Source organism: Streptomyces sp. NPDC048565 (assembly GCF_040650935.1).
GTDB lineage: Bacteria > Actinomycetota > Actinomycetes > Streptomycetales > Streptomycetaceae > Streptomyces.
In genome coordinates, this window is record NZ_JBEZIH010000001.1 from 35,974 (window position 1) to 58,289 (window position 22,316).

The 22,316-nt window shown below is 72.0% G+C and carries 18 protein-coding genes; 12 read left to right on the top strand and 6 right to left on the bottom strand.

Translation table 11 applies throughout. The annotated features are described in order from the left end of the window. Positions 1–9: 9 nt before the first annotated feature. From alc to AB0C75_RS00185, 6 genes are all read right to left on the bottom strand, one after another. Positions 10–1,200 (bottom strand): allantoicase, encoded by a 1,191-nt coding sequence (gene alc / locus AB0C75_RS00160; protein WP_362885518.1) that lies wholly within the window; start codon positions 1,198–1,200, stop codon positions 10–12. Positions 1,201–1,259: 59 nt separating this feature from the next. Next, positions 1,260–2,195, bottom strand: coding sequence for a LysR substrate-binding domain-containing protein (locus AB0C75_RS00165; protein ID WP_362885520.1), 936 nt, complete (start codon positions 2,193–2,195; stop codon positions 1,260–1,262). An 84-nt stretch (positions 2,196–2,279) separates the two neighbouring features. Then, a complete protein-coding gene (locus AB0C75_RS00170; protein WP_362886124.1) occupies positions 2,280–2,492 on the bottom strand; it encodes a hypothetical protein in 213 nt (70 codons plus the stop codon). A 38-nt stretch (positions 2,493–2,530) separates the two neighbouring features. Continuing rightward, positions 2,531–4,690, bottom strand: coding sequence for a 4-alpha-glucanotransferase (gene malQ, locus AB0C75_RS00175; RefSeq protein ID WP_362885521.1), 2,160 nt, complete (start codon positions 4,688–4,690; stop codon positions 2,531–2,533). After that, on the bottom strand, positions 4,691–4,960 hold the full coding sequence (locus AB0C75_RS00180) for a hypothetical protein (RefSeq protein WP_362885523.1): 270 nt from the start codon (positions 4,958–4,960) through the stop codon (positions 4,691–4,693). A gap of 173 nt (positions 4,961–5,133) precedes the next feature. After that, entirely contained in the window at positions 5,134–5,670 is a 537-nt protein-coding gene (locus AB0C75_RS00185; RefSeq protein WP_104785722.1) for an HNH endonuclease, read from the bottom strand. 317 nt (positions 5,671–5,987) lie between these two features. On the opposite strand from AB0C75_RS00185, the gene AB0C75_RS00190 reads away from it, so the two are divergent. The 12 genes from AB0C75_RS00190 (at position 5,988) to AB0C75_RS00245 (ending at position 22,208) form a co-directional block, all read left to right on the top strand. Continuing rightward, positions 5,988–7,049, top strand: a complete 1,062-nt coding sequence (locus tag AB0C75_RS00190; RefSeq protein WP_362885525.1) for a mechanosensitive ion channel family protein — start codon at positions 5,988–5,990, stop codon at positions 7,047–7,049. Between the two features lie 162 nt (positions 7,050–7,211). Then, on the top strand, positions 7,212–8,372 hold the full coding sequence (locus tag AB0C75_RS00195; RefSeq protein ID WP_362885526.1) for an ROK family transcriptional regulator: 1,161 nt from the start codon (positions 7,212–7,214) through the stop codon (positions 8,370–8,372). 99 nt (positions 8,373–8,471) lie between these two features. Continuing rightward, positions 8,472–9,812: an ABC transporter substrate-binding protein gene (locus AB0C75_RS00200; RefSeq protein ID WP_362886126.1), complete on the top strand. Its 1,341-nt coding sequence runs from the start codon at positions 8,472–8,474 to the stop codon at positions 9,810–9,812. 11 nt (positions 9,813–9,823) lie between these two features. Then, positions 9,824–10,822, top strand: a complete 999-nt coding sequence (locus AB0C75_RS00205) for a sugar ABC transporter permease (protein WP_362885528.1) — start codon at positions 9,824–9,826, stop codon at positions 10,820–10,822. 22 nt (positions 10,823–10,844) lie between these two features. Beyond that, complete coding sequence (locus AB0C75_RS00210) at positions 10,845–11,732, top strand: carbohydrate ABC transporter permease (RefSeq protein WP_362886128.1); 888 nt, start codon at positions 10,845–10,847, stop codon at positions 11,730–11,732. A gap of 5 nt (positions 11,733–11,737) precedes the next feature. Further along, on the top strand, positions 11,738–13,003 hold the full coding sequence (locus AB0C75_RS00215) for a 6-phospho-beta-glucosidase (RefSeq protein WP_362885529.1): 1,266 nt from the start codon (positions 11,738–11,740) through the stop codon (positions 13,001–13,003). After that, on the top strand, positions 12,994–13,962 hold the full coding sequence (locus tag AB0C75_RS00220) for a BadF/BadG/BcrA/BcrD ATPase family protein (protein WP_362885531.1): 969 nt from the start codon (positions 12,994–12,996) through the stop codon (positions 13,960–13,962). The genes AB0C75_RS00215 and AB0C75_RS00220 overlap by 10 nt, the downstream gene beginning before the upstream one ends. Before the next feature lie 294 nt (positions 13,963–14,256). Further along, positions 14,257–15,648 (top strand): hypothetical protein, encoded by a 1,392-nt coding sequence (locus AB0C75_RS00225; RefSeq protein ID WP_362885533.1) that lies wholly within the window; start codon positions 14,257–14,259, stop codon positions 15,646–15,648. A gap of 11 nt (positions 15,649–15,659) precedes the next feature. Continuing rightward, positions 15,660–16,688 (top strand): glutamate ABC transporter substrate-binding protein, encoded by a 1,029-nt coding sequence (locus tag AB0C75_RS00230; RefSeq protein WP_362885534.1) that lies wholly within the window; start codon positions 15,660–15,662, stop codon positions 16,686–16,688. Between the two features lie 59 nt (positions 16,689–16,747). Beyond that, complete coding sequence (locus AB0C75_RS00235; RefSeq protein ID WP_362885536.1) at positions 16,748–18,085, top strand: hypothetical protein; 1,338 nt, start codon at positions 16,748–16,750, stop codon at positions 18,083–18,085. Beyond that, entirely contained in the window at positions 18,082–20,847 is a 2,766-nt protein-coding gene (locus AB0C75_RS00240; RefSeq protein WP_362885537.1) for a tetratricopeptide repeat protein, read from the top strand. The genes AB0C75_RS00235 and AB0C75_RS00240 overlap by 4 nt, the downstream gene beginning before the upstream one ends. A 2-nt stretch (positions 20,848–20,849) precedes the next feature. Next, positions 20,850–22,208 (top strand): PP2C family serine/threonine-protein phosphatase, encoded by a 1,359-nt coding sequence (locus AB0C75_RS00245; protein WP_362885539.1) that lies wholly within the window; start codon positions 20,850–20,852, stop codon positions 22,206–22,208. The last annotated feature ends 108 nt before the right edge of the window (positions 22,209–22,316 follow it).

Genomic DNA, 22,316 nt, shown 5'->3' on the forward strand with positions numbered 1-22,316 from the left:
GCGGGTGCGTCAGGCGCCGGACTCCTGGTGGCGGCGGGTCAGTTCGGCCGTTCCGGCCTCCGTCAGGGAGCCGTGGAGGCGCATCCTGGCCACGCCGCCGTCGGGGTAGGCGTCCAGGCGTACGTGGGTGACCACGGCCTCGGCGTCCAGGACGAAGCGGTGCACGGTGTCGGGCTGGAGCCGGGTGCGGGGCAGGATCTCGAACCAGTCGCCGCTCCCGCCGTCGCGGCCCTGGAGGCCGATCCAGCCTGCGGCGTTGCCCTTGAGGTAGGCGGTGTCGATCTCGACCGCGCGCACCGCGCCCTGCGCGGGCAGCCGGAAGCGCACCCAGTCGTTGGTGTCGCGGACCCGGCGGCGGCGGTTCTCCCAGCCGTCGTCCATCTTGCGGGAGGTGCCGGGCAGGATGATCTGGGCCGGCGAGGAGTAGAAGCGGTCCGAGGCGTCCTCGTACGTCCCGCCGTTCAGGATCGAGATCAGGTCGACGGTGCCCAGCGCCGCGAGCCAGGCCGGGTCGGGGACGACCTCGCCGTGGACGCGGAGGCGGGCGATGCCGCCGTCGGGGTGCTGGCGGATCCGCAGGTGGGTGTAGCGGCGGCCGCCCGTGACCTTGAAGCCGTTGGCAGCGTGGCCGCGCACGGGCGACGGCGGCACCAGCTCCTCCCACTTCACGTCGTCGGCGAGCAGCTCGCCCGGCCCGGGGGTACCCGCCACGGCGGTCGCCTGGACGGAGACCCGCTGCGGGTAGTTGCCACGGAAGTGGGCGGTGTCGACGACCACGCCGCGGATGATCCCGGGCGCGCCCAGCCGGACGATCGCCCAGTCGTGGTCCTCGGGTGCGGGGAAGGGGTGAGCGGCGTCGGCGCCCCGGCGGCGGCGGGTCTCCCAGCCGTCCATGATCTTTCCCTTGTGGCCGAAGCGCTCGGGGTCGAAGACGGCGGGTTCGCGGATCAGGAGGTTCTCGCGCTCGGCGAAGAACTCGTCGTTCGCCGCGATCACGCCCGCGCCGAGGCGGCGGTCCGCGAGATCGACCAGCCCGGTGAAGGGGAAGTCGCCCGTCCGGTAGTCGGCGTAGGGGTCACCGCCGCCGTAGGGGGCCGCGTCGTTGGCGTGCGGATCGGCGGCGTGCGGATCGGCGGCGTGCGGGTCGGCGGCGTGCTGGGCAGTGGTGTCGGGCTCCGTCTGGTTCTTGTCGGTGGGCATGTCCCCACTGTGCCGACGCGGCACCGATCAGGTCCATCGAAAGTTCTCGTACGGTTCTTTCAGCTCTGCTGAACGGTCGACTCGGCTGAACGGTCCGCCGCCTCCTTCAGCGCGGCCAGCACCCGCGCGACCGCCGGACCGCTCTCCGCCCCCTGCCGCACCGCCGCGATCACATGGCGGCAGGGCCGGTCCTCCGTCAGGACGCGCATCGCCACCCCGTCGCGCGGCCGGTCGGAGGCCGAGACCATCCGGGGGATCAGGGCGACGCCCATGCCCGCCCGCACCATGGCGAGGATCGCCGTCCAGCCGGCGGCGCTGTGGGCCTGCTCGGGGACGAAGCCCGCGGCCTCGCACGCGGCGGTGGTGATCTCCGACCACGGGCCTGACCCTCCGTAGATCCAGGCCTCCCCGGACAGGTCGGCCAGCCGCAGGGCGGGCGCCCCGGCGAGGCGGTGGCCGGCGGGCAGCGCCACGTCCAGCGGGTCGGCCAGGAGCGGCAGCAGCGTGAAGCGTGGGTCCCGTGCGGTCGGGGCGTGCGCCGCCAGGGACAGCGCCAGGTCCACCTCACCGGCCGACAGCAGCTCGTAGGCCTGGGCTGCCTCCGCCTCCCGTACGCGCACCTGGGGGCCGGGCCGGTCACCGGCCTCCAGGAGACGCACGGCCGGTACGACGAGGGCGGGCACGGCGGTCGAGAAGGCGCCGACCCGCACCTGGCCCGCCTCGCCCCGCAGATAGCCGGTCAGCTCGGCGTCGGCGCGCTCCAGCTGGGCGAAGACCGCCTCGGCATGGCGCAGCACGAGATGCGCGGCGTCGGTGAGCCGGACGCGGCGCCCCTGCGCCTCGAGCAGCGGCACACCGAGCTGCCTGGCGAGGTTGGTGAGCTGCTGCGAGACGGCCGACGGCGTCATGAGAAGGGCCTCGGCCGTGGCGGTGACCGTGCCCCGGTCGCGCAGGGTGCGCAGGATGCGGAGCTTCTTGACGTCCCACTCGGTCATGGCCGCAACCTACCCGGAGCCCGGAGCCTGACATGCCGGTGCGCCGCCGGTACGTCGTACCGGCGGCGCACTCGGGAAAGCCTGCTAGGCCTGCTTCTTGGACTTGTCGAGGACCATGACGAGTCCGGCGATCACCAGGAACAGGACGATCGGGATCGCGACGTAGAGGCCGAGGGTCTCCAGCACACTCAGGCCCGGACCCGGGTCGTCACCGTCGTCGCGGGTGAGCGCGAGCGCCGGGGACGACATGAGCAGCATCATCAGCGTCGTACCGGCCGCAACGGCGCCGGCGCGCATAGCGTTCTTCTTGTCCACGGTGCAAACGTAGCGAACGCCTACGAGGGGCGCGCGCCCGGGGGTGCCGTACGGGCCTCCCGGCCCTCGGCCAGGACGGCCATGAGGCTGTGCAGCCGGGGCGAGTCGGTGATGTCCTCCAGCGTGACGGGGTGGCCTTCCGCATCGGCGACGGGCAGGCGCCAGTTGGGGTACTGGTCCCAGGTCCCCGGGATGTTCTGCGGGCGGCGGTCGCCCACCGTGTCCGGGAGCCACACCCCCACCATCCGGGCCGGGGTGCTCCGCAGGAAGCGGTGCACGGCGCGGACGGCGGCCTCCTCGTCTCCGTCACCCTCGGGCAGCAACTGGAGCCGGGCCAGGCAGCCCAGCCACTCGGCGGTGTCGGCGGCGTCCTCCGCCAGCTCCTGCTCCAGGCCCCGGGTGAGCAGCCCGAGTTGATGGCGGAGCGTCACATGCTCCCCCGTCAGCCGGGCGGCGGTGGACGGCAGGTCGTGGGTGGTCGCCGTGGCCACGCAGCCCTGCCGCCACTCCTCGGGGGCGAGCGGCCGCCTGGTGCCCTCCCAGTCGCGCTCGAACCAGAGCACGGAGGTGCCGAGCACCCCGCGCCGGGCGAGCGCCTCGCGTACGCCGGGCTCGACGGTGCCGAGGTCCTCCCCTATGACGACGGCACCGGCCCGGTGCGCCTCGAGGACGAGCACGGCGAGCATCGCCTCGGCGTCCTGGCTGACGTACGTGCCCTCGGTGGGTGGGTGCCCGTCGGGCACCCACCAGAGCCGGAAGAGGCCCATGACGTGGTCGATGCGCAGCGCCCCGGCGTGGGCGAGCAGGCCGCGCAGCAGGCGGCGGTAGGGCGCGTACCCGGAGGCCGCGAGGGCGTCGGGGCGCCAGGGAGGCAGCCCCCAGTCCTGGCCGTGTGCGTTGAAGGCGTCGGGGGGCGCGCCGACGGAGATGCCGTGCGCGAAGGCGTCCTGCTGGGCCCAGGTGTCGGCGCCGTCAGGATGGACACCGACGGCGAGGTCGTGGACGATCCCGACGGCCATCCCCGACTCCCGCGCGGCGCTCTGCGCGGCGGCGAGCTGGGTGTCGGTGAGCCAGGCGAGCCGGCAGTGGAAGTCGACGCGGTCCAGCAGGTCGGTGCGGGCGCGGGCGCTCCCCGGCGAGCGGGGGTCCCGCAGCCCTTCGGGCCACGCGCGCCACTGAGGGCCGTGCACCTCGGCCAGGGCGCACCACAGGGCGTGGTCCTCCAGGGCCTGCCCCTGCTCGGCCAGGAAGTCGCAGTAGGCGGCGCGGCGGCCGGGGGTCAGGGGAACCTCGTGGACGATCTCCAGGGCCTGCTTCTTGAGCGCCCAGACGGCGTCCCGGTCGATCAGCGCGCCCTTGTTCAGGACGTCGTCGCGCAGGGCCGCCGCCTCCTGGCGCAGGTCGTCCAGGGCCGCCCTGCCGGGCTCGGCGACATGGCCGTACTCAGGGACGGACTCGATGTGCAGATGGACGGGGTCCGGGAAGCGGCGCGAGGAGGGGCGGTAGGGGGACGGGTCGGTCGGGCTGCCGGGTACGGCCGCGTGCAGCGGGTTGACCTGGACGAATCCGCTCCCCTGGGTGCGTCCCGCCCAGGCGGCGAGGTCGGCCAGGTCCGCGAGGTCGCCCATGCCCCAGGAGCGTGCGGAGAGCATCGAGTAGAGCTGGACGAGGAAACCGTGGGTGCGGGCGGGCGGCTGGGGCACCCGGTCCGGGGCGACAACCAGCGTGGCGGTGACGTGGTGGTGGTCCGGGGTGCGGACGGTCAGCCGGTGGACGCCCAGCGGGGGTTCGGTCCACCAGGAGGGCGTCCGCGGCGCGTCAGGAGCTGTGGCCGTGTCCGGGGCCGGAGCGGGCAGCACCCGCATGGGCCGGGGCGGCGGGGCACCGGTGGTGCCGGGCTCCGGGTCGACCGTCAGGAGAGCGCCGGGCGGCAGTGCGGCGAGCGGGGCCGGCAGCGGCTCTCCCGACCAGATCACCACCGTCGGCGGGAGCAGTCGGGAGGCCGCCGCCGATTCGGCTGCGACGAGTGATCTCCCTACTTCCGCGGGGGTGGCGGCGTCGACACCCAGCGCGGCGAGCACAGCGGTGACCGTGTCGTCGGGGACGGACACCGTGACATCCGCGGACGGGGAGAAGGAGGTGGCGACGCCGTGCAGTGCGGCGAGCCGGGACAAGCCCATTCAGACTCCTGGGGACTCCATGCCCCCTGCGGTGCCAGGTGCCGTCGGCTCGCTGGTCAGAGGGGCGACGGCGGCGAGCGGTGGCTCGCTCGTGAGGGGTGTGGCGTCGGCGAGCGGGGGCTCGCTGGTGAGCGGTGCGCTGTCGGCGAAGGCGGACTCACCGGTCAGCTGGGCGACGTCGGCGAGCGGCAGCTCACTGATCATCGGAGGGGTCGGGCTCGGCACCTGTTTGGAGCGGGCGGAGAGCAGAAGCTGCGCGGTAGCGGGCATGGTGGCCTCCTGGCCATGGACAACAGGACACAGCAGGCCTACCCAGCGGGCGCGGGAGCAGGCGTGGACGTGACATAGGCGTTATGACAACGAGCCCAACGTGCCGTGGGTCACACTTCGTTCCCCGATGCGTCGGGTATGGACCGTTTTCAGCCACTCGGCGGCACGGTCGCTCAGGCGGAGACGCCGTCGATCCGAGCCATCACGTCGTCCGCGCCGAACGGCTGCAGATAGGGCAGCCAGCGCGGATCCCGGTGCCCCGTCCCGATGATCCGCCAGGCGAGACCGCTGGGCGGCGCCGGCTGGTGGCGCAGCCGCCAGCCCAGCTCGGGCAGATGGCGGTCCGCCTTGACGTGGTTGCAGCGGCGGCAGGCCGCCACCACGTTGTCCCAGGCGTGCTGCCCGCCCCGACTGCGCGGGATGACGTGGTCGACGCTGGTCGCGGCGGCCCCGCAGTACATGCAGCGGCCACCGTCCCTCGCGAAGAGCGCCCGGCGCGTGAGCGGGACGGGCCCCCGGTAGGGGACCCGTACGAACCGTTTGAGGCGGACGACGCTGGGGGCCGGCACGGCGCGGGTGGCGCTGTGCATGAAGGCGCCGGACTCCTCGAGGCAGATGGCCTTGTTCTCGAGGACGAGGACGAGTGCGCGGCGGAGCGGTACGACGCCGAGCGGCTCGTACGAAGCGTTGAGAACCAGGACGTGCGGCACGGTGGATGCCTCCTTGTACGCCGGCGACGCGTGGCTCGCGCCGGGACGATCCGGTCTCAGTCTCCCCTCATGCCTGGTCCGAGCGCCACCACGTGCGGGTAACGGGCCGGAAGGATTTTCCTCACCCGCGGGCCGCCCGCAGGTGCCCGGACGCACCGGAACAGGTGCTTCAGCAGGCCGCGCACCCCGTTGTGGGATCGGCCACACCCCGCGTATCGCCGAGTGAGACGTGCCTCTCCCCCTTCCGCGGCAACGAACCGCTCCCCCTGCTTCGTTAGTCTGGTTGGTCTGTTGTCACCCGTACGGAGGTCCCCGTCGTGTCCCTGTCCGCCCTCCTGGCCGCGGCCCCGTCACCCGGAGCCGCCGGCTCTCTGGACGAAGCCGCCGAGCGGGCCGGGAATGCCGCAGGCTGGGTCGAGGAGAACTGGTCCATCTGGCTGAACACCGGCCTCCGCATCATTCTCATCGCCGCCATCGCCATCGTGCTGCGCTATCTGCTCCGGCGGGCCCTGACCAACCTCATCGACCGGATGAACCGCAGCGCCCAGGCGGTGGAGGGAACGGCACTCGGCGGCCTGCTGGTCAACGCGGAGCGCCGCCGGCAGCGTTCGGAAGCCATCGGCTCGGTGCTCCGCTCGGTCACATCGTTCCTGATCCTGGGCACCGCGGCCCTGATGATCCTGGGCGCCTTCCAGATCAATCTGGCCCCTCTGCTGGCCTCGGCGGGGGTCGCCGGGGTGGCGTTGGGCTTCGGTGCGCGCAACCTCGTCACCGACTTCCTCTCGGGCGTCTTCATGATCCTGGAGGACCAGTACGGCGTCGGAGACCACATCGACGCGGGTGTCGCATCCGGTGAGGTCATCGAGGTCGGCCTGCGGGTCACGAAGCTCCGCGGCGAAAACGGCGCGATCTGGTACGTACGCAACGGCGAGGTGAAGCGGATCGGCAACCTCAGCCAGGGCTGGTCCACGGCCGGTGTCGACGTCACGGTCCGCCCGACGGAGGACGTCGGTCGGCTCCGGGAGGCGATCAACGGCGCCGGCGAGACCATGACCAAGGAAGAGCCCTGGTCGGAGCAACTGTGGGGCCCCGTGGAGGTGCTCGGCCTGGACGCCGTGCTGCTCGACTCGATGACCATGCGGGTCACGGCCAAGACCATGCCGGGCAAGGCGGTCGGCATCGAGCGCGAGCTGCGCCTGCGCATCAAGCTGGCGCTGGACGAGGCCGGGATCGCGATGATCACCACGCCCGTCCAGGCCGAAGGGGGGTCCGCCGCCGACCCGTCGGCGGCCGTGGCGGCCCCGTCGGCGTACGCATCGGCGACGTCGCCGCAGTCGCTGGCCGCGACCCCGATACCGCCGGCCGGCCTGACGAAGTGACCGGCGGAAGTACCCGGCACAGATGACCGGCAGACTTCACAGCGCCCCCGCAGGTAACGCTTTGGTTGCCTCGGGGGCGCTTCCCATTGACGGCTCCATGACGCGGTCATACCTTCCTCTCACCGATAGGAAAGTTTCCTAACAGAGGCAGGCGCGTCGCTCATGGCCGGATCCACACCAGGCACCCCCAGCGTTCTGCGGGCCATGAACGACCGGGCGGCGCTCGATCTCCTGGTCACCCAGGGCCCCCTCACCCGCACGCGCATCGGCGAGCTGACCGGGCTCTCCAAGCCCACCGCCTCCCAGTTGCTCGCGCGTCTGGAGGAAGCGGGCCTGGTGCGCTCGACAGGCAGCCAGAGCGGACGCCCCGGACCCAACGCCGTGCTCTACGAGATCGATCCGTCGGCCGCCCATGTCGCGGCGCTCTCGGTGGGACCCACCGGCATCGACGCCGTCGTCGCCGACATCACCGGCACGGTGGTGGGCTCCTGCCGCGTGGAGGCCGACGCGGTCGCCGAGGACGTACGTCACCGCACCGCCCAGCTCGTCGCCGAGGCCGTGGACGGTGCGCTGCGCCCCACCGGTCTCGGCCATGACGACCTCGCCGCCGTGGTGGTGGGCACACCGGGGGCGATCGACCCGCACACCGGGCAGCTGCGCTACGCGCCCCATCTGCCCGGCTGGCACTCCCGCACCCTGCTCGCCGACCTCGCCGAGGTGGTCGGCAGGCCGGTCGTCATCGAGAACGACGTCAACCTCGCCGCCGTCGCCGAGCAGTACGAGGGCGCGGCACAGGACCACGACCACTTCGTGCTCGCCTGGCTCGACGAGGGCGTGGGCGCCGCGATCGTGCTGGGCGGCACCCTCCTGCGCGGCGCCACCGGCGGCGCGGGGGAGATCGGCTACATGCCGCTGCCCGGCGCCCCGCTCGCCCGGGGCGGGGCGGCCGCCTGGGCCGGACCCGACGCGGGGGGCGGCTTCCAGAGCCAGGTCTCCTCCCCCGCCGTGCGCGGCCTCGCCGGAGGCAGGACGCTGGCCGAAGCGCTCGCCGACGAGACCGTGCGCGCGGAGGTCGCCCGCAGGCTGGCCGCCGGGCTCGCCTCCGTGGTCGCGGTCGTCGATCCCGAGCTGGTCGTCCTCTCCGGGCTCGTGGCCCAGGCCGGCGGCGAGGAGCTCCGCACCCGGGTCGAGGCCGAGATGACGGGCCTCGCACTGCCCAGACCGCTGCTCCGGATCAGCGACATCAAGGGTGACCCGATCCTGACCGGCGCGCTGCGGACCGCCCTCGCCCAGGCACGCGACACCACCTTCGACACGGCCTGACCCACCCCCCACGCCGCACCGTGCCGCCCGTGACCGGGCGGCGCGTACGGCACCCCCATGCCCACACGCACCCCCGCCGCGAAGGAAGAAGAGTCCGCCATGGCGCTACGACGCATACGTACCCGCGTGCCCCTGGCGCTCGGGGCAGCAGCTCTGCTGCTGTCCGGCTGCGCGAACCCGAGCACCGGCAGCGACACCGACGACCCCACGCAGCCGGTCACGCTGAAGTTCTGGCACGGCTGGTCGGCTCCCGGCGAGGTCGAGGCGATCGACGAGAACATCGCCCGGTTCGAGAAGCTCCACCCCAATATCCACGTCGAATCCACCGGCAATGTCAGCGACGAGACGATCAACCAGGCGCTGCGGGCCGGCGGCGGCGACGCACCCGACGTCGTCACCTCGTTCACCACCAACAACGTCGGCCAGTACTGCTCCTCCGGCATGTGGGCGGATCTCGACCCGTTCTTCGAGAAGAGCGGGATCGACAAGACGAAGGTCTTCCCGAAGACCCTGCTGGACTACACGCGGTACGAGGGCGTGCAGTGCGCGAACCCCCTGCTCGCCGACGCCTTCGGCATGTACTACAACAAGGACGCCTTCGCGGAGGCCGGCATCGGCCGGCCCCCGCGCACCATGTCCGAGATGAAGGCCGACGCGGTCAAGCTGACGCGGAAGAAGAAGGACGGCTCGCTCGAACGCGTCGGCTTCATGCCGAACTTCCAGCTCTACCAGAACTCCCCCGACCGGATGTTCGCGCAGTGGGGCCCGGAGTACTTCGACTCCGAGGGCAGGGCGAAGCTCGCCGACGAGCCCAGGACCGAGCAGTTCTTCACCACCATGCGCTCACTCTCCGACGCGCAGGGCGGCTACCACGCCATGGAGCGGCTCCGGGCCACCTTCGGGGACGAGATGTCGTCCCAGAACGGCTTCCTGACCGGCAAGCTCGCCATGCACCTGGACGGTGAGTGGCGCGGGCTGATGCTCGACGAGGCCAAGGCCGACTTCGACTGGGGCGTCGCCCCGCTGCCGGTCCCCGACGACCAGGCGGACACCTACGGGCGCGGGTATCTGACCGGCACCGTGGCCGGTATCGCGCACAGCAGCCGGCACCAGAACGCGGCGTGGGAGCTGGTGAAGTACCTGACGCTCGACACCGAGCCGGTCGTCCGCTTCGCCAACGCGATCCACAACGTGCCGTCCACCTTCGACGCCCTCAAGTCACCGGATCTGGACGCCGATCCCGCCTTCCGCGCCTTCATCAGGATCGCGCAGAACCCGCACAGCCAGGCGGTTCCGCCCTCCAACAACGGCGGTCAGTACATCACCTCGCTCATCGACTTCTCGCAGTCCGTCGAAGCGGGCAGGACCACGGACCTGCACGGGGCGCTGAAGAAACTCGACGAGCAGATCGACGCCGACAACCTCCAGTCGGAAAACTGAGGAGCCGAGTCATGGCACTGTCCCTCTCCACCTCGGCGAAGTCCGCCGGGCGGGCGACCGAACCGGCGCCCCGAGACTCCCCCCTGCGGCGCAAGCGGAACCGCGAGCGGCTGCGTAATCTGGGCTTCCTCTCCCCCTGGCTTGTGGGCTTCTCGGTCTTCTTCGGCTACCCGCTGATCGCGACCGTCTACTTCTCGTTCATGCACTACAACCAGATCAAGGCCCCCACCTTCGTCGGGCTGCGGAACTGGCGGTACGTGCTGGAACAGATGCCGCTGTTCGGCCCCGCGCTGTGGAACACCCTGTGGCTGGTCGTCGTGATGGTCACGCTGCGCGTGGTGTTCGGACTCGGCATCGGCCTGCTGATCACGAAGATCAAGACGGGGGTCGGGCTCTTCCGCACCGCGTTCTACATCCCGTATCTGGCCCCGCCGGTCGCCGCCACCGTCGCCTTCGTCTTCCTCCTCAACCCGTCCACAGGGCCGGTCGACACGGTGCTGTCGTGGGTCGGTCTGCACGGCCCCAGCTGGTTCAACGACCCGAACTGGTCGAAGCCCTCGCTGGTGCTGCTCTCCCTGTGGGGCATCGGCGACCTGATGGTCATCTTCATGGCCTCGCTGCTGGACGTGCCGAAGGAGCAGTACGAGGCCGCCGACCTGGACGGTGCGGGCGCCTGGTCGAAGTTCCGCTACGTCACCTGGCCGGCCATCACCCCGATCGTGCTGTTCGCCGTCGTCACGGGCGTCGTGCAGACGATGCAGTACTACACGCAGGCCCTCGTCGCCGGGAAGCTCGCGTCGGGCGTCTCCATCGGCCCCGGCACGGTGATCCAGCCCGGGTATCCGGACCACTCCACCCTGACGGTGCCGCAGCTCGTGTACTCGATGGGCTTCCAGAACTTCAACACCGGTGCCGCGTGCGTCCTCTCCCTCGTGCTCTTCGCCATCGCCATGGCCGTCACCCTTCTGCTGATGCGCAAGAGCGTCGGCCTCATCCCGGCGGAGGACTGACATGACCGTTACCACCACCCCGATGACCGAGCCGGACACCGTCCTGCCGAGCCGCCCCAGCGGTCGGGACGCCGCCAGGCACCGCCGTAAGCGCGTCCTGAACTGGATCGCCGTCCACGCGGTGGCCGTCGCGCTCGCCCTGTTCTTCGTCCTGCCGTTCGTCTTCATCCTCCTCACCTCGGTGATGAGCGACGGACAGGCGATGAGCGGCGACCTGTGGCCGGACTCCTGGAACTGGTCGAACTACTCGACCGTCTTCCACACCCCGGGATTCCTCGACTGGTGGCGCAACTCGCTGATGTACGCGGTGCTGGGCACCGTGTTCACGGTGTGTTCGTCGGTGCCGGTGGCCTACGCGCTGGCCAAGTTCCGCTTCCGTGGCCGGCGTACGGCGATGATCCTCGTCATCTCCACCATGATGCTGCCGCCGCAGGTCATCATCATCCCGATGTACCTGGTGTGGGCGCAGCAGTTCCACCTCTCCGGCTCGCTGTGGCCGCTCATCATCCCCATGGCGTTCGGCGACGCCTACTCGATCTTCCTGCTGCGGCAGTTCCTGCTGACCATTCCGCAGGAGTACATCGAATCGGCGAAGGTCGACGGATGCGGTGAGTTCCGCACCCTGCTGAAGATCGTCGTGCCGATGGCGAAGCCGGGCATCGCGGCCATCGCGCTCTTCCAGTTCTTCTACTGCTGGAACGACTACTTCGGCCCGCAGATCTACGCCGCGCAGAATCCGGGCGCCTGGACCCTGAGCTACGGCCTCGAGTCCTTCAAGAGCGCCCACGCGGTCAACTGGAACCTGACGATGGCCGCGACGCTGCTCGTCATGGCGCCGGTCATCATCGTGTTCTTCTTCGCACAGAAGGCCTTCGTAGAAGGCGTCACCCTCACCGGAGTAAAGGGCTGAGAAGCATGAAGCTCGCAGTAGTTGGCGGCGGGTCCACCTACACCCCCGAACTGATCGACGGTTTCGCGCGGCTGCGGGACACCCTGCCGGTCGAGGAGCTCGTGCTCGTCGACCCGGCGGCCGACCGGCTGGAGCTGGTCGGCGGCCTGGCGCGGCGGATCTTCGCCAAGCAGGGCCACCCCGGCCGGATCGTCACGACCTCCGACCTGGACGCCGGGGTCGCCGGAGCCGACGCGGTGCTGCTCCAGCTCCGCGTCGGCGGGCAGGCAGCCCGCAACCAGGACGAGACCTGGCCGCTGGAGTGCGGCTGCGTCGGCCAGGAGACCACCGGGGCGGGCGGCCTCGCCAAGGCGCTGCGCACGGTCCCGGTCGTCCTCGACATCGCCGAGCGGGTACGCCGTACCAACCCCGACGCCTGGATCATCGACTTCACCAACCCGGTCGGGATCGTCACCCGGGCGCTGCTCCAGGCCGGGCACAAGGCCGTCGGCCTGTGCAACGTGGCGATCGGCTTCCAGCGCAAGTTCGCCGCGCTGCTCGACGTCACACCGGGCGAGGTGCACCTCGACCATGTCGGGCTCAACCATCTGACGTGGGAGCTCGGTGTGCGCCTGGGAGGCCCTGACGGGGAGAACCTCCTGCCGAAGCTGCTGGCGGAGCACGGCGACACCATCGCGGGCGATCTGCGCATGCCGCGTCGGATCGTCGACCGGCTCGGCGTCGTCCCCTCCTACTACCTGCGGTACTTCTACGCGCACGACGAGGTCGTACGGGAGCTCGGCACGAAGCCGTCCCGGGCGGCCGAGGTCGCCGCGATGGAGAAGGAACTCCTGACGATGTACGGCGATCCGGCGCTCGACGAGAAGCCCGCGCTCCTGGGCAAGCGCGGCGGCGCCTTCTACTCGGAGGCTGCCGTGGACCTCGCGGCCTCGCTCCTCGGCGGGAACGGCTCACCGGTGCAGGTGGTCAACACGTACAACAACGGGACGCTGCCCTTCCTGCCGGACGACGCGGTGATCGAGGTCCAGGCGCGGGTCGACGGCACCGGTGCGACGCCGCTCGCCGTGCCCCCGCTCGACCCGCTGTACTCCGGGCTGATCGGACACGTCACCGCGTACGAGGACCTGGCCCTGGAGGCCGCGCTGCACGGCGGCCGCGACCGGGTGTTCAAGGCCCTGATGGCTAATCCGCTGATCGGCCAGTTCGAGTACGCCGAGGCGCTCACCGACAAGCTGATCGCGCACAACCGGGAGCACCTGGCGTGGGCCTGACCGCACATGTGCTCGCGATCGACGCGGGCAACAGCAAGACCGACGTGGCCGTGATCGGTGCCGACGGCAGTGTGCTGGCCACCGCGCGCGGTGGCGGTTTCCAGCCGCCGGCCGTGGGGGTCGAGGCGGCCGTGGACGGACTGGCCGATGCGGTGCTGCCCGCGCTCGCGGGGGCCGGGGCCGTCGGCGTCGACCATGTCTCCGCCTGTCTGTCCAACGCCGATCTCCCGGTCGAGGAACGGGAGTTGACGGACGCCCTGCTGGCCAGGGGCTGGGGCGGCACGGTGGAGGTGCGCAACGACACCTTCGCGATACTGCGCGCGGGCGTCGACGAGCCCCGGGGCGTGGCCGTGGTGTGCGGCGCGGGGATCAACTGCGTCGGCATGCGGCCGGACGGCGCGACGGCCCGCTTCCCCGCGATCGGCCGGATCTCCGGTGACTGGGGCGGCGGTTCGGGGCTCGCCGAGGAGGCGATGTGGTTCGCGGCGCGGGCCGAGGACGGCCGCGGTGAGCCGACCGAGCTGGTGCGCACCCTGCCGGGCCACTTCGGGCTCGACTCGATGTACGCGCTGATCGAGGCCCTGCACCGGGGGCACATCCCCTACGCCCGCCGGCACGAGCTGACACCGGTGCTGTTCGCCACCGGCGCGGCGGGCGACCGTGTGGCGCGCGCCCTGGTGGACCGGCTCGGCGACGAGGTCGTGGCGATGGCGTCCGTCGCGCTGACCCGGCTGGATCTGCTGGAGGAGGAGGTGCCGGTGGTGCTGGGGGGCAGCGTGCTGGCGGCCCGTCACCCCGCCCTGGACGACCGGATCGCTGAGCTCCTGGCCGAACGCGCCCCGAAGGCGGTGGTCCGGGTCGTCTCGGCGCCGCCGGTCCTGGGCGCCGCGCTCCTGGGCCTGGACCGCACGGGCGCCGCTCCGGCGACGTACGGGAGGCTGCGGGCGCGGTACGCCTGAGAACCCGTGCCCTCCGGGCGTCCCGTGGCCGTGCCGCGCGGGACGCCCCTCGTGTGCGGGAACCGATCAGCTGCCTTGAACGTGTTCATGAGGGGGAGATCAGTCTGTCGAAGGGCCCACCCGCCGGACCGCCTTGATCGCGTGCGCTCATCCTGATCGAATACGGGGGACGGCGCGGGATCCGGGCATTCCTGGTGGACTTGAGTCCCTCTGGGGCCATACTTCTGGCCAGGACCAGTAGCCCCCCGATCGGCCGGGGGGCCGGGCCGTCGTCATGACCGAGGGGGAGGTCGAGTGACATACCCGCCGAACGGGACCGCGCTGCGGGAGCCCGGGCCGGACCAGTCGTCCGCGCCCGTGACCGTGCCCGCGCAGCGCCGTGGTGTCCCGTCCGTGGCTGTCGAGCGGCTGCGTGCCGCGGCGACGACCGAGCCGGGCAGGCTGCGCATCATCGGCGCCGCCCTGGCTCTGCTGGTCGTGGTGTTCGGAGGGGTGACCTTCCTGGAGATCTCCGGGCGGGCCGCCTCCGCCGACGCGGTGGTGACCCGCAGTCAGCCGCTGAGCGCGGACGCCGCGAGCATCTACCGTTCACTGGCCGACGCGGACACGATGGCGGCGAGCGGCTTCCTGGCCGGGGCCCAGGAGCCCAAGGACGTGCACGACCAGTACGAGAGGGACATCAAGGAGGCCTCCCGGCTGCTGGTGACGGCCGCGGCGAGCGCCGACGAGTCGACCTCGTCGCGCGAGGAGATCACCACACTGGGTCAGCTGCTTCCCGAGTACACGGGCCTGATCGAGCGGGCCAGGGCCAACAACCGGCAGGGGCTGCCGCTCGGCGGCGCCTACCTCAGGTACGCCAACCAGAAGATGTCCAACGACATCCTCCCGGCGGCCGAGCGGCTGTACACCGCGGAGACCGGCCGGCTCGGCACCGACTCGGCCGACGCGCAGAAGTGGCCCTTCGTCTCGCTGGCCGCCGGAATCGTGGTGCTGGCCGCGCTGGTGTGGATGCAGCGGCGCAACTACCGTCGCACGAACCGCGTCTTCAACCACGGGCTGCTCGCGGCGACGGCCGCGGCCACGGTGCTGCTGCTGTGGCTGGCCGTCGGGCACACGGTGGCCAGGACGGAGCTGCACGGGGCGATGGTGCACGGCCAGGAGTCACTCGACGTCCTCAACAAGGCCAGGATCAACTCGCTGAAGGCACGCGCCAACGAGAACCTCACACTGGTCGCCCGGGGCGCGGTCCTCACCGCGGACGGCACGCATGACAAGTACGAGACCGACTACAGCGCGGGGATGAAGGCGCTCGGCGCGCAGCTCACCACCGCGAAGAAGCTCGCCGGTGACGACTCCCTGGGGAGCGAGCCGTTGGAGGCCGCCATGACCAGCGTGTCCGAGTGGCAGGACCGTCACAAGCTGGCCCGGCAGACGGACGACCGGGGCGACTACGACAGTGCGCTGCTTCAGATCATCGACCCGAAGAACTCCACGGGTGAGTCCTTCGGGAAGGTCGACGACGCGCTGGAGACGGCCCTCGCCCATGAGCAGGACGAGTTCGACGCGGCGGCCGAGGACGGACGCGGGGCGCTGGGCGGGCTGCCGGTCGGTGCCGCCGTCCTCGCCGTACTGGGCGCGGCCGCGGCGGTGGTCGGGGTCAACCGCAGGCTCTCGGAGTACCGGTGAGGGGACGAGCGATGACCAGGGCGAAGGGCTGGGCCGCGCGCGGCAGGCTGCGTGGCTGGGGCGGTGTGACAGGCATGGCGGTGGCCTGCGCCGTCACGGCCTCGCTCACCCTGCTGCCGCTGACGCACAGCGAGGGGTCCGCGGCCGGTCTTGCGGCCGGCCCCGGCGCCACCTCCGCGGTGCCCGCCAGGACCGCGGAGTGCAAGGACCCGGAAGCGAGCCTGGAGCCGTCGAACGCCGACGGCCCGAGCATCGAGAAGATCAAGAAGCGCGGGAAGCTGATAGCCGGTGTCGACCAGAACAGCTTCCAGTGGGGTTACCGCAATCCGGAGTCCGGATCGGGCAAGCTCGAAGGCTTCGACATCGATCTGGTGCGGGCCATCGCGCAGAACATCCTCGGCGACCGTGACGCGGTGATCTTCCGCGCCATTCCCACCAACCAGCGCATCGCCGCGCTGGAGCACGACCAGGTCGACGTCGTCGTGCGCACGATGACGATCACCTGCGAGCGCGCGAAGCAGGTCTCCTTCTCCACGGCCTACTTCCAGGCGGGGCAGCAGGTCCTGGCCCCGAAGGAGTCCAGGATCGACGGCTACAACGAGTCGCTCAAGGGCAAGCGGGTCTGCACGGCGGAGGGTTCGACGGCGTACGACGCGCTGGACGCGAAGTCCTTCGGCGCGGTCTTCAAGGACGAGCACGACGGCACCGAGCTGGACGAGGACCAGCTGACCGTCCCCAACCAGCTGGACTGCCTGGTGCGGCTGCAGCTCGGCGAGGTCGACGCCGTGGTCACCGACAACGCGCTGGCGGCGGGCCAGGCGGCCCAGGACCCGGCGGTGGAGCTCAAGGGCGACGGGCCGTTCACCACCGAGTACTACGGCGTCGCCGCGAAGCTCGGCGCCGACGACCTGGTCGCCCGGGTCAACCAGGTGCTGGTCGAGTACCGCCAGGGCGGCGCGAGCAGCCCCTGGATGAAGTCGTACCAGGCGTGGCTCGCGGAGGGGCTGCCCGGCATAAAGGGGCCCCCCGCTCCCCAGTAACGCAGCAACTGAACCTGTCCGGGCCCTGGGGTCCGGCGGCCGATACGGAGAGGTGATCGATGGGCGTGGCGGGATCCTTCCCCGGCTTCGCGGGGAGGCCCCCCGGCCCGGTCATGGACCGGGACGAGGCGGACCGTGCGCTGGCCCGGCTCGGCGCGGAGCACGAGGCCATCGAGACCTCGCTCCTCGCCCTGCAGGACCACGCGGGCCGCCGGCTCCTGGAGGGCGCCGACCTGACCGGCGTCACCAAGGAACGCTGGGCCGCGACCGAGCAGTCGGTCACCCTGCTCTGGGGGTACTTCGACGCCTACGCGGGCACGCTCGCCAGGGCCCGGGAGATCCGGGCCGGGCGCCGCTACCCCGGCAAGGACGACCTGGCGGCTCTCACCGACATCCTGCGCGGTGACAGCGTGACCGTCGCGAACCCGGGTGCGGTCAGCCCGGGGCCCTCCACCGGTGGTCCGGCCCGGCTCTCCGAGCGGTTCACGCTGGAGGAGCTGGTCGCCCGGATGAACGACCTGTACGCCCGCTCGCTGGACATGGTGGTCGCCGCCGACTCCGTGTGGTCGGCGCTGCCCGCCCGGATAGACCTGCTCGCCGCGGAGCTGCGCCGTACGCGTTCCCTGGCGCACTCCGTCGGCGTACGCCCCGGGGAGCACCCGGCCGGGGACGACCTGGAGTCGATCACCGAGGAGCTGACCACACTGCGCGTGCAGGTGATCTCCGACCCGCTGGCGTTCTGGCTGCCGGGCCCCGGCAGCGCGGCACCCGGCGGCGGGCGCCCCGACACCTCGCGCTACGACCGGGCGGCCCGCGCCCTGGAGGACGTACGGCGGGAGATCGAGGCGGTGCTCGACGTCCGGCAGGACGCCGAACAGCGCCTGGTCCAGCTGCGTGACGTGCTGTCCCGCGCGGACCGTACGCTCGCGGAGGCGCGTTCCGCGCGCGGCGAGGTGCTGGCGAAGATCGCCGCCTCCGAGGTGCCGGCGGTCAGCGGCCCGCCGACCGCCCTCCAGGAGCGCCTGGCCACCGCGTCCGGCTACCGCAGGCACGCCCAGTGGAACCGGCTTTCGCCGCTGCTGGACTCGCTGGAGCGGGAGGCCGAGGACGAACTGCTGCGCGCCCGGGAGTCGCTGACGTCCGTCACCGCACCGCTCGCGGTCCGCGCGGAGCTGCGCGGCAGACTGGACGCGTACAAGGCGAAGGTGGCCCGGCACGGCCTGGCCGAGGACCCGCTCCTCATCGAGCGGTACGACGCGGCCCGCCGGATGCTGTGGAGCGCACCGTGCGATCTGCGCGTCGCCGAACAGGCGGTCCTGCGCTACCAGCAGGCCGCCACGGATCTGCTGACACCGCGCCGTCGGGGCGAGCACGACGGACAGGGGGAGACATCATGAGTACGCAGTGCCAGCGCCCCACGTGCGAGGGCTCCTACGAGGACATGGGCGGCGGCGAGCTGTACTGCGACACCTGCGGCCTCGCGCCGGTGGTGTCGCCGACGGGCATGGTGAGTTCACCGCCCACCGGCATCGCGGGCGGCGGCAGGTCGCCCGGCAGCCGGGGAAGCGGCAGCACATCGCAGCGGACCGGTTCGCAGGCGTCGGCCCGCTCCTCGTCCCGCTCGTCGACCTCACGGCGTTCGGTCTCCGGAAGGCTCTCCCGCGCTCTGACGGGCAGTTCCACGTCCCGCTCGGTCTCGGTGCGCTCGTCGGGCGTCTCGACGGGTTCGTCCTCAGGTCGCGGCAGGCTGGGCGCGGGCCTGGTGCTCGTCCCCGACGTGCCGCGCCCCGACCCGAACACCGCGGTCATGGAGAACCCCGAGGTCCCCGAGCGGAAGCGGTTCTGCTCGCGTTCCGACTGCGGTGCGCCGGTGGGCCGGGCCCGTGGGGAGCAGCCGGGCCGCACCGAGGGATTCTGCACCAAGTGCGGGCACCCCTACTCCTTCGTGCCCAAGCTGAACAGCGGCGACATCGTGCACGGGCAGTACGAGGTGGTGGGCTGCCTGGCGCACGGCGGGCTCGGCTGGGTCTATCTCGCCGTGGACCGGGCGGTCTCCGACCGCTGGGTGGTCCTCAAGGGCCTGCTGGACACCGGGGACCAGGACGCCATGGCGGCGGCCATCTCCGAGCGGCGCTTCCTCGCGGAGATCGAGCACTCCAACATCGTCCGCATCTACAACTTCGTGGAACATCTGGACCAGCGCACCGGGTCGCTCGACGGCTACATCGTGATGGAGTACGTCGGCGGGAAGTCCCTCAAGGAGATCGCCAACGAGCGCCGCGCACCGGACGGGAAGCGGGATCCGCTGCCGGTCGAACAGGCCTGCGCGTACGGGATCGAGGCGCTGGAGGCGCTCGGCCACCTGCACAGCCGCAACGTGCTGTACTGCGACTTCAAGGTCGACAACGCCATCCAGACCGAGGACCAGCTCAAGCTCATCGACATGGGAGCGGTCCGCAGGATGGACGACGACGAGTCGGCCATCTACGGCACCGTCGGTTACCAGGCGCCCGAGGTGGCCGAGGCCGGCCCGTCCGTCGCCTCCGACGTCTACACGGTCGCGCGGACGCTCGCCGTGCTGACCTTCGACTTCCAGGGGTACACGAACGTCTTCGTGGACTCGCTTCCCGACCCGGACAACATCGAGGTGTTCCGGAGATACGAGTCCTTCTACCGGCTGCTCGTGCGCGCCACGGACCCGGATCCGGCCCGCCGCTTCTCCTCGGCGTCCGAGATGGCCGAGCAGCTGACGGGAGTGCTGCGGGAGGTCGTCGCACTACAGACGGGGCGTCCGCGGCCTGCGCTCTCGACCCTGTTCGGCACGGAGATGCGCGTGACGGACACGGCGTTGTTCGCCGAGCTGACCGGCGAGGTGTCGGGGCTCGGTGTCCGGAGGGCGCCGTCGGGCGGCACGGGACGCTTCGCGCGCCGGCGCGGGGCGGCAGCCGCACCGCTTCCGGCCCCCGCCCCGGGTACCGCGCCCGCCCTCCCGCCCGCACCGCGGGCAGCGGCGATCGGCGCCGGTCCGCTGCACGCGCCCGACACCCATGTGCGGGGCGGCACCGGAAGCGCAGCCCCCCAGGGCACGGGCGGTGCGGTGGCCTACCCCCAGCAGTACCCGCAGCCCCTGGCGAGCGTTCCCGCACCGCGTACCGCGCCTCCCGGCCCCGGGGTGCCCCCGGCCGGGTACCAGGCCGGTGTGCCCCGGCTCGCCGCGTTCGACGCCAGGGCCACCTCGCTGGCCCTGCCGGTCCCCCGGGTCGACCCGAACGACCCCAACGCCGGTTTCCTCGCCGGGGTGATGGCCTCGGCGCCCCTGGAGCTGATCGCCGCCCTGCACTCCGTGCCCGCCGCTTCGCTGGAGACCCGGCTGCGGGAGCTGCGTGCCCGGCTGGAGATGAGCGAACTCGACTCCGCCGTGCGGGCGCTGACGACGCTGGAGACCCAGCACCCGGAAGACTGGCGGGTCGTCTGGTACCGGGGAATCACCTCGCTGGTGACCGGTGACAACGAGAACGCCGCACTGTCCTTCGACGCGGTCTACGACGCCTTCCCCGGCGAGCCCGCGCCCAAGCTCGCGCTGGGTGTCTGCGCGGAGGTGCTGGGGCAGCTGGACAACGCCGCGGAGTACTACCGCCTGGTGTGGGCGACCGACCCGAGCTTCGTCAGCTCGGCCTTCGGCCTTGCCCGGGTGCAGATCGCCGCGGGCGACAGACCCGGGGCGGTACGCACCCTGGAGTCCGTGCCCGAGTCGTCGATCCACTACACGGCGGCCAGGGTCGCCGCGGTGCGGGCCAGGCTCCGTGAGCGGGCACCGCACGATCCGCTGATCGACGATCTGTCGGCCGCCGCCGACCAGGTGACCGCACTCCAGGACTACGGTCTGGACGCGGTGAGACGTGAACTGCTGTCGACCGAGGTACTGGGCACCGCACTCGACTGGGTACTCTCCGGTAGTCCCACGGCTCAGCCGCCGGCTCAGCCCTCTCCCGCAGCCGTGGGCCCGCGGACGGTGCTGGGCAGCGAACTGGACGAGCGGGGCCTCAGGTTCGGCCTGGAGCGCTCGTACCGGATACTCGCCCGGCTCGCGCAGCGGGGCGACGAGAGGATCGAACTGGTGGAGCGGGCCAACCGTCTCCGCCCCCGGACCTGGGTGTGAAGATGTCACAGATCCACCAGAAGGCCTCCTTGCCGGGGTGCCCCAGCTGTGAGGAACCGCTGGAGTCGGGCGACCTGTTCTGCGGCGCCTGCGGTTACGACCTCTCGGCCGTGCCGACGCCGCCCGGTGACCGTCCGACGGTCGCCATCACGGTGCCCGCGCAGGGCCCGGGGGCGGCCGGCGCGGACGGTGCGGTGGAGTGGCCGCCCGCATCCGAGACGGACAGCTCCGACCTGCCTGCGCCCACGCACCGCCCGGCCGACCTGCCGGGCGTGGACTCGGGCGGCAAGCCCCTGCCGGCCGAGGACGGTCCCGCGGTGCGCCACGACGAGCCGGACGCCCCGGAGGGCGCCGACCAGGGCGGCACGGGCGACTTCGAGCTGGCCGCCCCCGATCCCCGTACCGCGGAGCACGCCGCCGCGGGCACCGCACCGGCCGGCGGCAAGGTCTGTGTGGCCTGCCGCTCGGGCCATGTGGACACCGACGGCTACTGCGAGAACTGCGGCCATGCCCAGCCCCGCGAGCGCGACCACATGGAGCAGGAGCTCGGCTCGGTGGCCGCGGTCAGTGACCGTGGCCTGCGCCACCACCGCAACGAGGACGCGTTCGCCGTGTCCTCCACCGCCCTGCCGGACGGCTCACCGGCCGTCGTCGCCATCGTGTGCGACGGCGTCTCGTCGGCGACCCGGCCCGACGAGGCCTCGGCCGCAGCGGCGAGCGCCGCCAACGAGTCGCTGCTGGAGTCACTGCCGCACGGCACGCATCCGCAGCAGGCGATGCACGAGGCGATCCTGGCCGCCTCCGAGGCCGTCAACGCCCTGGCGCAGGAGCCGGGTCAGGCGTTGGAGCACGACCAGCACCGCCATCAGAACGCCCCTGCCTGCACCCTGGTCGGCGCGATCATGGCGGGCGGGCTGCTGGTCGTCGGCTGGGTCGGCGACAGCCGTGTCTACTGGGTCCCCGAGGACCGCTCCCACTCACCGGTCCGGCTCACGGAGGACGACTCCTGGGCCGCGCAGATGGTGGCGACCGGCCTGATGAACGAGGCGGAGGCGTACGCCGACGAGCGCGCCCACGCCATCACGGGCTGGCTCGGCGCCGACGCGTACGAACTGGAGCCGCACACCTCGTCCTTCAAACCGGACCGCCCCGGTCTGGTGGTGGTCTGCACCGACGGCCTGTGGAACTACGCGGAGGCCCCGGCCCAGATGGCCGCGGCGATGCCGCCCGACGCCTACGAACGGCCGCTGCACGGCGCCCAGGCGCTGGTCGGTCACGCGCTCGACGGCGGGGGCCACGACAACGTAACAGTGGCGCTGCTGCCGTTCGCCGTGACGGCTCCAGGGGCAGGATCGGCCTGAACCGTGCCCGGTGCGTCCGCGCGCCGGGCGGCGTCGCGCCCTGTGATCCCGTGCCCGTCCCGGGCCCCGTGCCCGTCCCGTGCGCCGTGCCCGCTTCCCACGCCCTGA

Excerpts from the sequence above, each read along its gene's own strand:
- alc (WP_362885518.1), bottom strand. The coding sequence starts at position 1,200 with ATGCCCACCGACAAGAACCAGACGGAGCCCGACACCACTGCCCAGCAC.
- AB0C75_RS00165 (WP_362885520.1), bottom strand. The coding sequence starts at position 2,195 with ATGACCGAGTGGGACGTCAAGAAGCTCCGCATCCTGCGCACCCTGCGC.
- AB0C75_RS00170 (WP_362886124.1), bottom strand. The coding sequence starts at position 2,492 with ATGCGCGCCGGCGCCGTTGCGGCCGGTACGACGCTGATGATGCTGCTC.
- malQ (WP_362885521.1), bottom strand. The coding sequence starts at position 4,690 with ATGGGCTTGTCCCGGCTCGCCGCACTGCACGGCGTCGCCACCTCCTTC.
- AB0C75_RS00180 (WP_362885523.1), bottom strand. The coding sequence starts at position 4,960 with ATGCCCGCTACCGCGCAGCTTCTGCTCTCCGCCCGCTCCAAACAGGTG.
- AB0C75_RS00195 (WP_362885526.1), top strand. The coding sequence starts at position 7,212 with ATGGCCGGATCCACACCAGGCACCCCCAGCGTTCTGCGGGCCATGAAC.
- AB0C75_RS00200 (WP_362886126.1), top strand. The coding sequence starts at position 8,472 with ATGGCGCTACGACGCATACGTACCCGCGTGCCCCTGGCGCTCGGGGCA.
- AB0C75_RS00205 (WP_362885528.1), top strand. The coding sequence starts at position 9,824 with ATGGCACTGTCCCTCTCCACCTCGGCGAAGTCCGCCGGGCGGGCGACC.
- AB0C75_RS00210 (WP_362886128.1), top strand. The coding sequence starts at position 10,845 with ATGACCGAGCCGGACACCGTCCTGCCGAGCCGCCCCAGCGGTCGGGAC.
- AB0C75_RS00215 (WP_362885529.1), top strand. The coding sequence starts at position 11,738 with ATGAAGCTCGCAGTAGTTGGCGGCGGGTCCACCTACACCCCCGAACTG.
- AB0C75_RS00230 (WP_362885534.1), top strand. The coding sequence starts at position 15,660 with ATGACCAGGGCGAAGGGCTGGGCCGCGCGCGGCAGGCTGCGTGGCTGG.
- AB0C75_RS00235 (WP_362885536.1), top strand. The coding sequence starts at position 16,748 with ATGGGCGTGGCGGGATCCTTCCCCGGCTTCGCGGGGAGGCCCCCCGGC.
- AB0C75_RS00240 (WP_362885537.1), top strand. The coding sequence starts at position 18,082 with ATGAGTACGCAGTGCCAGCGCCCCACGTGCGAGGGCTCCTACGAGGAC.
- AB0C75_RS00245 (WP_362885539.1), top strand. The coding sequence starts at position 20,850 with ATGTCACAGATCCACCAGAAGGCCTCCTTGCCGGGGTGCCCCAGCTGT.